We start from the raw sequence: 10017 nt of genomic DNA, 5'->3' as shown, positions 1-10017 counted from the left end.
TTCAACCCGTCCACATCGTCTCGCTTCCGGTAAGGGGGGTTCTAAGGCTAACAAACAAAGCCCGCAAGCCCTTTTTAGAAAGTTTGTGAACTTTTCTTGAAAAAACTCAAAAATGCATATTTTTTGGAGATATTCGCGGATTACGTTGTCAAAATCCAAACTCAAAGGCGCATACCTTCCGAATTTTTGAGGTTTTATGCGCAACAAACCAACCAAAAACCGGAATCACATCCAATCAGGTGAGTCGCAGAAGGCATGGAGCGCACCGCAATGCGCTCCATGAGAGGGGCTCTTAGAAGAAACCCAGTTTGTTGGGGTTGTAGCTGACGAGCATGTTCTTGGTTTGCTGGTAGTGGTCGAGCATCATCTTGTGGTTCTCACGTCCGATACCTGACTGTTTGTACCCACCAAAGGCAGCATGCGCTGGGTAGGCATGGTAGTTGTTCACCCAAACGCGGCCTGCCTCGATCGCGCGACCAAAGCGGAAGCAACGGTTTGCATCCCGTGACCAAACGCCAGCACCAAGGCCGTACATCGTGTCATTGGCAATTGCCAAGGCTTCGTCTTCGTCCTTAAATGTTGTGACAGAGACAACTGGGCCAAAGATTTCTTCTTGGAACACGCGCATGTCGTTGGTGCCTTTGAAGATGGTCGGCTGAATGTAGAACCCGTTTTCGAGATCTTTGCCAACATCCGCAGCCGCACCGCCCACAAGCACCTCAGCCCCTTCTTCGCGACCGATGGTGAAATAGGACAGAATCTTGTCTTGCTGCATTTGGGAACACTGCGCGCCGACCATTGTGTCCATTTCGCGTGGATCGCCTTGCTTGATCGCTTTCACACGTTCGATCACGCGCGCCATGAAGGCCTCATAGATGTCTTCTTGCACCAGTGCGCGTGATGGACATGTGCAAACCTCACCTTGGTTGAAGGCAAACAGAACAAACCCTTCAATCGCTTTGTCAAAGAACGCATCATCTGCGGCCATGATGTCAGAGAAGAAGATGTTTGGGGATTTGCCACCCAATTCAAGCGTCACAGGGATCAGGTTCTCTGTCGCAGCGGCCATGATTTTCTTGCCAGTGACTGTTGAACCGGTGAAGGCGATCTTGGCGATGCGTTTCGACGTGGCCAAAGCCGCACCGACTTCGCCGCCATAGCCGTTGACGATGTTGAGCGTGCCAGCAGGCAACAGATCGGCGATGATTTCGATCAAAACCATCAAGGCTGCGGGTGTCTGCTCAGCAGGTTTGATAACAACACAGTTCCCAGCCGCCAAAGCGGGCGCCAGCTTCCATGCCGCCATCAAGATGGAGAAATTCCACGGGATGATCTGAGCAACGACACCCAAAGGTTCATGGAAATGGTAAGCCACTGTGTCTGCATCGATCTCGGACATTGAGCCTTCTTGGCCACGCAAGACGCCCGCAAAGTAACGAAAGTGGTCGATCGCAAGCGGGATGTCGGCAAAAGTTGTCTCGCGGATCGGCTTGCCGTTGTCCCAAGTTTCAGCCTGCGCCAAAAGATCGAGGTTTTCTTCCAGACGATCTGCCACTTTGAGTAAGATATTTGAGCGCTCTGCGGCAGATGTTTTGCCCCAAGCCACTTTCGCAGCATGTGCGGCATCAAGAGCCAAGTTCACATCATCAACGTCCGAGCGCGCAACTTCGCATACGACAGAGCCATCAATGGGTGTGATGTTGTCGAAATATTGACCGTTTACGGGGGCGACAAAAGCGCCACCAATAAAGTTGTCGTAGCGTGTTTTGAAAGGCGATCTGTACTTGGTATCGCTTTGGGTCATTACATTCATTATATGTCCTCCTCTGACATCCGAGATCCCCCACCTCGGTTGCATGAGAACATGACCATCGCAGTTATTTTCGTCACCCCGCACACGAAACGCTGCAGCGCAGTAATGTCTCAAAGGTGAGACAGGTCGCTTAAGATTCCCCAAGCCCAAGGCGATTCATCCGGCGATAGAGCGTCGCACGGCCAATTCCAAGTTCGCGTGCCGCTGCTGACACATTGCCACCAGCCCGTGCAATCGCCCGTTTGAGCGCAGCACGCTCGGCGCGCTCCAAAGCAGACACATCACCGTCACGCCCCAATATATCTGACGCAGGCGTGGGCGCTATGACTCCGTTCTGTCCCAACTGATATAGACGTCGCGCCGCACGCGTGGCACCGATGAGCAAATCATCTTGATCAACGGCCAGCAAAACCGCGCCATCACTGCGCGCGTCAGGTGCGGCAATAATTCGTGCCTTTGGAAACGCCATGCGAAAGGCATCTGTTTCAATCTGCTTGGCTGTCTGCGCCACAACATTACCGATCAACCGCGCGTAAGCTTCGGTTTGATCTGCCCGACATGATGAAACATCCAAAGCGCCAATCAGTTCACCATCCGGTCCAAAGATCGGCGAGTCCATACAAGACATCCCCGTGTTGCGTGTGAAGAAATGCTCATCGCGATGAATGGTCACTTGGCGGATTTCGGCAAGACAGGTTCCGATACCGTTGGTGCCCTCTGAACCTTCTGACCAATCTGCGCCAGACCACAGCCCCCAACGATTGAATATGTCGACGTCCGCGTCTTTGGATCTCTGATCCAGCACGACGCCCTGATTGTCAGTCAACACCACACAACACCCAGTGTTTCCCACCATCTGAAACAGGTGATCAAGCTTTGGCGTCGCGATCTCTAAAAATGCACCCAGCTCCTCGCGGCGGCGCGCAACGTGGCTCATGTCATATCGGCGGGGACTTTTGCGCTGGGACGGGTCTAAACCATGCTTGACCATCGAACGGCGCCAAGAGGCCGTTAGCCATGAGGACGCAGACCCAGAATCAACCGCGCTTAAAACCTGCTCCGTATGGTCTGCCAATGACATCGGTTTGCCTCCTCCACAACGCAAACAATCTCCAGCATGACCCTATGCGAATGCAAACGCACTTGGCAACGTATCAAACTGGCAGGCTTGTTGTCTTAAAGACAGTGCGCATGGCAAATGACGATTGCATCTTAACCACACCCGGAAGCCGTACCAAAGTTCGATGGATTTTAGCAAAATGATCTGTGTCAGCGGCGACCACTTTAAGCATGTAATCCGCAGCGCCTGCCATCAAATGACATTCCAACACATCCGGTACAAGCTGAACGGCTCTTTCAAACTCCGCCAACACATCATCCGCTTGTGACGTCAACGTCACCTCGACAAACAAGGTCGATCGCCGATCCAGATGAATGGGATTCAACAGGGCCACATAGTCGCGAATGACACCATCGGCCTCAAGCCTTTGGACGCGGCGATGACAGGCAGAACTGGACACATTGGCAGCCACGGCCAAATCAGCGTTTGAAATGCGACCTTTCTTTTGCAAAATGCGCAAAATTCGCCGATCTGTCTCGTCCATTTGGATCATTAGTCAAAGTTATCCTGATTTTTTGATAAAATACCAATATACATCCCACGTGCACTTTTAAAATACAAGTCACAGGACAGTACTGCGGTGACCTTTCGCCTGCTGTCCAAACAAAGAAGGCCCGCAAGCGATTGCTTGCAGGCCTCACATTCTATGAAGAGCAGTGGTCTTACTTTTTCAACGAATCGCGAATTTCCAAAAGAACGTCGAGTTCACTTGGGCCCGCTGGAGCGGCAGGTGCCTCTTCAACAGGTTTCTCAGTCGCCGCTTTGATTTTGTTGACGTAGCGAACCAGCATGAACACCACGAATGCGATGATCAAAAAGTTGATAACCGCCATAATGAATGAACCGTAGGCAAAGACGGACGCGCCAGCTTCGCGTGCTGCTTCCAAGCTTGTGCCGGCAGCAACGTCACCAGAGATCACGGCAAAACGGTTGGTGAAATCCAGGCCGCCGGTGAACACGCCAATGATCGGGTTGATCAAATCAGCGACCATAGCTTTAACGATGGCTGTAAAGGCAGCGCCGACGATGATACCAACGGCCATGTCCATGACATTGCCCTTAGCAATGAAGTCTTTGAATTCTTTTAGCATTTCTTCCCTCGTGCGTTTAATACGCGTCTTCTAGCGCGTGTGCACACACTGCATAGCACAAGAGCGCACAGACAGAAGAGGTTAATCTTTCCGCGAAACTCCCCATATCTGCCTTAGAAACAAGAAGGATTTCCCCTATGCTTCATCTTAACGCACACCCGATCACCGCGCGCTGGCCAGCACAAGACCCAAGCAAGCTGCAACTTTACTCATACCCAACCCCGAATGGCCGCAAAGTCTCTATCGCGCTCGAAGAAATGGGCCTGCCTTACGAAGCGCATTTGATCACGCTGTCAGACGCGGACGTCAAAAGCCCCGAATTTCTAAGTCTTAACCCAAACAACAAAATCCCCGCCATCATTGATCCAAACGGTCCAGATGGTACGCAGATCGAGCTGTTTGAATCTGGCGCGATCTTGATCTACCTCGCGGAAAAAACGAGCAAGTTTCTTTCAAGCGATCCCAAGAAACGCTTCGAGACCCTTCAATGGCTGATGTGGCAAATGGGCGGACTTGGACCGATGTCAGGACAGCTTGGGTTTTTCTACAAATTCGCGGGCGCCGAGATCGAAGACCTGCGCCCCCAAAAGCGCTACATCGCCGAGGTAAACCGCCTGTTGAGCGTGCTAAACAAACGATTGGAAGGCCGTGATTGGGTTGCGGATGACTATTCCATCGCAGATATGGCCATTGCGCCATGGATAGCGGCGCTGGAATTCTACGGCGCAGAAGAGGCCGTGGGTTTGGAAAACTTCGCCAATGTTACGGCATATCGTGACCGTTTCTTTGCCCGCCCCGCTGTGGAGCGTGCAAAATCGATCCCAAACCCCAACGGTTAAACGGACGTCGGCAATGCGCCATTGAGCACATAGGTTAGAATATCGACAACTTGTTGCGGCGTCTCGGTGACAGCCAGCGCCGCAGCATCCACTTCTTTCAGCGCATGTTGATGATCTGCACCGTGCATCACGATCAGCGACTTGCCAAGGGCTGCCGCATAACCCGCATCAAAGGCCGCGTTCCATTGTTTGTATTTATCGCCAAAGCGCACGATCACAACATCCGCCGCTTCAATCGCATTACGTGTACGGATTGCGTTCAATTTAGCGCCTTTGTGGTCGTGCCAAAACTTATCGGTCTCAGCCCCCATAATCGCCACACCGCAATCATCAGATGACGCGTGATCCGTCACAGGGGATGAAAATTCGACATCCAACCCGCGTGCGCCTTGTACGATTTGATCGCGCCAATCGGTGTGGATTTCGCCGGACAAATAGACTTTCATTGATCACGTTCCTTGTTGTTTAGATCGGCGCGAGGGCCCCATTGAAAAGGGCGCGGCAAAAACCGCGCCCTGTAAATTTAGTCAGCTTACAAAACAGTTGAAAGAGCTGATCAACCGCGCAAGACAGCCTTAACGGATTTTTCCACTTTGGCGATGATCTTTGCGGACACCTCTTCGATGTCCTTTTCTTTCAACGTCTCTTTGGCGGGCTGCAAACGCACTGTGATCGCAAGCGACTTTTTGTCCTCGCCCAGGCTGCCGCCGATGAATTCATCAAAGACGCGCACATCAGAGATCAGGTTTTTATCCGCGCCAAAAGCTGCATTCACCACATCCAAAGCGGCTGTGGATTTGTCGACAACAAAGGCAAAGTCACGCTCAACTGCTTGCAAGTCATTGGTGAAAAACGCAGCCCGCGCCGCTTTATTTCCACGTGGGAATGGCGGCTGCTCAAGGAAAATTGTGAACGCAACAGCAGGACCTTTGACGCCCATTTCTTTAAGCGTCTTGGGGTGAACCTCACCGAATTGCGCCAAGATCTTTTTCGGACCCAGACAGATTTTACCGGACCGACCAGGGTGAAACCACGCTGGTGTATCGCGCAAAATTTGAACTTTAGCAGGGGCACCAATCGAGGACAAAACCGCCTCGGCATCTGCCTTTGCGTCAAACACATCCACGTCACGACGCGCGCCGTGCACATCTTTGGGACCCGTTGCGCCAACCAAAATACCGCCAATTTGCACATGCTGCTCACCCGGCTCACCACCGTGGAAGGCAGCGCCCACTTCGAACAGCGCCAGATCGTTAAACCCGCGCGCTTGATTCCGACTGGCAGCTTGCAACAAGCCGACCAAAAGATCAGGGCGCATGTGGCTCATTTCCGATGAAATCGGGTTTTCAAGCTTCACAGCGTCCGAGCCACCATCAAACAGTTTCGCAGATTTCTCATCGACGAAAGAATAGGTCACACATTCATTGTAGCCCAAGGCCGCAGCCGTATGGCGTGCCATGCTTTCGCGGATTTGCATCGGCGTTTGAATTTGCTTGGCGATACCAGCGGGACGCGGCAAAGGCACGCCTTTAAGCTGGGTCAGTGATTCAACACGCGCGACCTCTTCGACCAAATCGGCCGAGCCCAAAACGTCAGGGCGCCATGAAGGCACCTTGGCCATATCGCCGTCCATGACGAACCCAAGCGCAGTCAGCGTGGCGATCTGAGTAGCTGGCAAAATCTCCATACCCACAAGGCTTTGCACGCGATCTGTGTCAAGCCTGTAGGCCCGCGATACGTCAGGCACCTCGCCCGCGACAGTCACCTCAGACGCCTCACCACCGCACAGATCAAGGATCATCTGCGTTGCGTCCTCGATGGCTTGCATGTTGTAAGCCGGATCGATGCCGCGCTCATTGCGGTAACGCGCGTCGGAATTGATCTTCAACGCACGACCACCTTTGGCAATCGCGATGGTGTCCCAGAACGCTGCTTCCAAAAACACATCTGTGGTCTCATCGGTGCAGCCTGTTTCCAAACCGCCCATGATGCCCGCGATGCTTTCGACCTTGCCGCCCGATGAAATCACCGTCACGCCCGCTGGCAGTGTGTAGGATTTCTCGTCCAAGGCCATCAGTTCTTCGCCACCTTTGGACAGATGAATGGTCAAGCCTCCGTCGACTTTAGCCGCATCAAACACGTGCAAAGGACGGTTTTGATCGTAGGTGAAAAAGTTCGTGACATCGACCAGCTTGGAAATGGGGCGCAAACCGATGGCTTTCAAACGATCTTGCAACCATGCAGGCGATGGCCCGTTGGTGACGCCTTTGATCAAGCGACCTGCGAAGACTTTGCAGCTGTCTTTTGCGCTCTCGTCAATCGTGACAGAGATTGGATTGGCAAAGCTACCAGTGACAGTGTTTTGCGTCACAGGTTTCAACGTGCCCAAACCACGCGCCGCCAAATCACGCGCCACACCACGCACGCCCAAGGCGTCGGGACGGTTTGGCGTGATGGCAATCTCGATCACAGGGTCAACTTTGGCAGGATCAGTTTCAGCCAAATAATCAGCAAAAGACTGACCCACGGTGCCAGAAGGCAATTCGATAATACCGTTGTGTTCATCAGACAGTTCCAGCTCTTTTTCAGAGGCCATCATGCCAAAAGATTCAACGCCGCGGATTTTGCCGACAGAAATAGTGATATCCAAACCCGGAATATACGTGCCCGGCTTGGCCAGAACCACAGTGATGCCTTCCCGTGCATTCGGCGCGCCACAAACGATCTGCGTTTCGCCCGCGCCCGCTTGCACTTTACACACACGCAATTTGTCGGCGTCTGGGTGCTGTTCCGCGTGGGTGATTTTCGCGATCTCGAAATCTTTGAACACATCCATAGGGTTCTCGACCCCTTCCACTTCAAGCCCCAAATCGGTCAAAGCGTATAGAATGTCGTCCAAAGACGCATCTGTGTCCAAGTGCTCTTTGAGCCAAGATACTGTGAATTTCATAGGGAATCCCCTTTGTCGTCAGCCTGCGCGACAATGGCAGCGTCACGCCCCATGCCAAGCAGTTTGAGTTCGCGCATAAGGCGCAGTGTTGGTTTTGTGGCAAATAAAATCGAGCCGATCAGGAACAGCCATGTCCCCGCCGTTTGCAAATTCTCGTAGAAAAACATGATCGACCCGATGATAAAAAACACAGCCGCAAAGAAATCGACAAGCGTATGCGCGATCTCATAAAGCGCAAAGACATGCCGTGCCTGCGAACTTTGGGTTTCATACTGTGGTTCAAAAAGGGCCATGGTTTTCCTTAACTTTCTTTGCCTGTTCAGCGGACGCCGAGGTCTTCGACAAGTTCGAATGTTTCAAACACCAGCAATGTATCGCGGTCGAGTTTGCCTTGTTTGCCGAACTTTTTGTTCATGCGTTTGCGCCAAGCCTCGATTTCGCTGTCTTCGCCTTCGCGCAGCGCCATGGTGGGCGTGACATTGCGAAACTTGACCTTTTCCACTTCCAGCGTGCGCACGATCAACGCGGGGTTGCCGTCCCAATCGGCGATGATGTCAACGCGACCCGCCACGGGCAGCGCGCCTTCGTCACCTTCGAATTCCGACCACGGTAAACAAGTCGCGGTTTTTTTGCCCGTCGCCACCAGCTCGTTGAGCTGTTCACAACGCGTGCGATTTGTCGCCAGCTGGAACATGCCCGCGCCTGGGTAGGTGACCTGAAGGTCTTCCATTGAGTCGTTTTGGTCAGTCATTTTTGGGACCTTTATTGAGTACAGCATTTAACCAGCTAACTGCGTGTTGTATTTTTGCGCTCAAAACAACGCGCAACCTAAATCCAACCCCCAATACAACGCAAAGAATTAAGATCGTTATCGTTAGCGGAGCCAACAAAACAGCCACGAGCAAAGCGACACCGTATGTTCCTGCAATATATCCACCAGCCCCCGTCAAAATCGCGGCGCCCGAGCTATGAGCAACAGCAGAGAAACCAAGTATCGAAATCAAATGCGCAGCACCCAACCCTACCACGCCTGTTCCAGTCGCGGCACCCGCAACCCATTCAGCTTTCCTGCGCCCAAGTCTAAAGTTTGAAATTAGAAGCAGCGTTGATTGCAAGTACCGGACTACAATACTCACCCGTTAATACCCCCAGCCAGCGTTGGCACGCCGAGCGGGTTAAAACCGTAGTGTTTCAGCCAGCGCAGGTCGGAATCGAAGAAGGCGCGCAGGTCTGGGATGCCGTATTTCAGCATGGCCAAACGGTCGATGCCGATGCCAAAAGCAAAGCCTTGCCATTCCTCAGGGTCGATGCCGCCCGCTTTCAACACGTTCGGATGCACCATGCCTGATCCCAAAACTTCAAGCCAATCATCGCCCTCGCCCACTTTGACGGTGCCGTTTTCCCATTTGCACTGGATGTCCACTTCGGCAGACGGCTCAGTGAACGGGAAATGCGAGGCGCGGAAACGGGTTTTGACTTCTGTGCCAAAGAAGGCCGTAAAGAATTCCTCGAGCACCCATTTGAGGTTCGCCATGGATACGTCTTTGCCGATGCACAGGCCTTCGACTTGGTGGAACATCGGCGTATGTGTTTGGTCATAGTCACAACGGTACACGCGGCCCGGCGCGATGATGCGGATCGGCGCGCCTTGGTCGAGCAATGTACGGATCTGCACCGGTGACGTGTGCGTGCGCAAGACATGCGGCGGGCGATCATCATCTGCGTCGCGGTGCATGTAAAACGTGTCGTGTTCTTGGCGCGCGGGGTGATGCGGCGGAATGTTGAGCGCATCGAAATTGTGCCAATCGTCTTCGACCTGCGGGCCTTCGGCCACGGCAAATCCAAGGTCAGCGAAAATGGCATAGATTTCTTCAGAAACGCGACTGATCGGGTGAATAGAGCCTTGGCGCTGCGGGCGCGCAGGCAGGGTCACATCAAGCCATTCATTGGACAGACGCGCATTCAAAGCGGCATCTTCCAAGGCGATTTTCTTGGCGGCAAGCGCGGAATTGATCTCGTCTTTCAGCGCATTGAGTTTCGGGCCCGCGACTTGGCGTTCCTCGGCTGTCATTTTGCCAAGCTCGCGCATTTTCAAGGACACTTCGCCCTTTTTGCCAACGGCTTTCAGACGGATGTCTTCGAGTGTCGCCTCGTCACCAGCCTCATTGATGGCGGTGAGGTATTTGTTCTTGAGATCATCCATG

The 10017-nt window shown here is 53.0% G+C and carries 10 protein-coding genes; 1 reads left to right on the top strand and 9 read right to left on the bottom strand.

From position 1 onward, the window contains the following. Positions 1 to 292: 292 nt before the first annotated feature. From WNY38_RS08720 to mscL, 4 genes are all read right to left on the bottom strand, one after another. Positions 293 to 1813 carry an aldehyde dehydrogenase family protein gene (locus WNY38_RS08720; protein ID WP_342856949.1) on the bottom strand — a complete coding sequence of 507 codons (1521 nt, stop codon included), beginning with the start codon at positions 1811 to 1813 and terminating at the stop codon, positions 293 to 295. A 130-nt stretch (positions 1814 to 1943) separates the two neighbouring features. Then, complete coding sequence (locus WNY38_RS08715; RefSeq protein WP_342856948.1) at positions 1944 to 2894, bottom strand: GAF domain-containing protein; 951 nt, start codon at positions 2892 to 2894, stop codon at positions 1944 to 1946. Between the two features lie 73 nt (positions 2895 to 2967). After that, positions 2968 to 3423 carry an Lrp/AsnC family transcriptional regulator gene (locus tag WNY38_RS08710; RefSeq protein ID WP_342856954.1) on the bottom strand — a complete coding sequence of 152 codons (456 nt, stop codon included), beginning with the start codon at positions 3421 to 3423 and terminating at the stop codon, positions 2968 to 2970. Between the two features lie 172 nt (positions 3424 to 3595). Continuing rightward, positions 3596 to 4024: a large conductance mechanosensitive channel protein MscL gene (gene mscL, locus WNY38_RS08705; protein WP_342856947.1), complete on the bottom strand. Its 429-nt coding sequence runs from the start codon at positions 4022 to 4024 to the stop codon at positions 3596 to 3598. Positions 4025 to 4161: 137 nt separating this feature from the next. Here mscL and WNY38_RS08700 point away from each other — a divergent pair, with 137 nt between their 5' ends. Beyond that, positions 4162 to 4863 carry a glutathione S-transferase N-terminal domain-containing protein gene (locus WNY38_RS08700; protein ID WP_342856946.1) on the top strand — a complete coding sequence of 234 codons (702 nt, stop codon included), beginning with the start codon at positions 4162 to 4164 and terminating at the stop codon, positions 4861 to 4863. On the opposite strand, the gene WNY38_RS08695 is transcribed toward WNY38_RS08700, so the two are convergent. The 5 genes from WNY38_RS08695 to pheS all read right to left on the bottom strand — a co-directional run bounded on the left by WNY38_RS08695 (position 4860) and on the right by pheS (position 10016). Next, a complete protein-coding gene (locus WNY38_RS08695; RefSeq protein ID WP_342856945.1) occupies positions 4860 to 5309 on the bottom strand; it encodes a YtoQ family protein in 450 nt (149 codons plus the stop codon). The genes WNY38_RS08700 and WNY38_RS08695 overlap by 4 nt on opposite strands. Positions 5310 to 5419: 110 nt before the next feature. Next, complete coding sequence (gene pheT, locus WNY38_RS08690; protein ID WP_342856944.1) at positions 5420 to 7813, bottom strand: phenylalanine--tRNA ligase subunit beta; 2394 nt, start codon at positions 7811 to 7813, stop codon at positions 5420 to 5422. Beyond that, complete coding sequence (locus WNY38_RS08685; RefSeq protein ID WP_342856943.1) at positions 7810 to 8106, bottom strand: YrhK family protein; 297 nt, start codon at positions 8104 to 8106, stop codon at positions 7810 to 7812. Before WNY38_RS08685 ends, pheT begins: the two co-directional genes overlap by 4 nt. A 26-nt stretch (positions 8107 to 8132) precedes the next feature. Next, positions 8133 to 8564, bottom strand: coding sequence for an ASCH domain-containing protein (locus WNY38_RS08680; protein WP_342856942.1), 432 nt, complete (start codon positions 8562 to 8564; stop codon positions 8133 to 8135). A 381-nt stretch (positions 8565 to 8945) separates the two neighbouring features. Continuing rightward, positions 8946 to 10016: a phenylalanine--tRNA ligase subunit alpha gene (pheS, locus tag WNY38_RS08675; protein WP_342856941.1), complete on the bottom strand. Its 1071-nt coding sequence runs from the start codon at positions 10014 to 10016 to the stop codon at positions 8946 to 8948. Between the last annotated feature and the right edge of the window lies 1 nt (position 10017).

Origin of the sequence: Pacificibacter sp. AS14, from assembly GCF_038899935.1 — a bacterium.
GTDB lineage: Bacteria > Pseudomonadota > Alphaproteobacteria > Rhodobacterales > Rhodobacteraceae > Celeribacter.
Note: the sequence above shows the minus strand (reverse complement) of the source record. Positions and strands in the feature narration are given on the sequence as shown.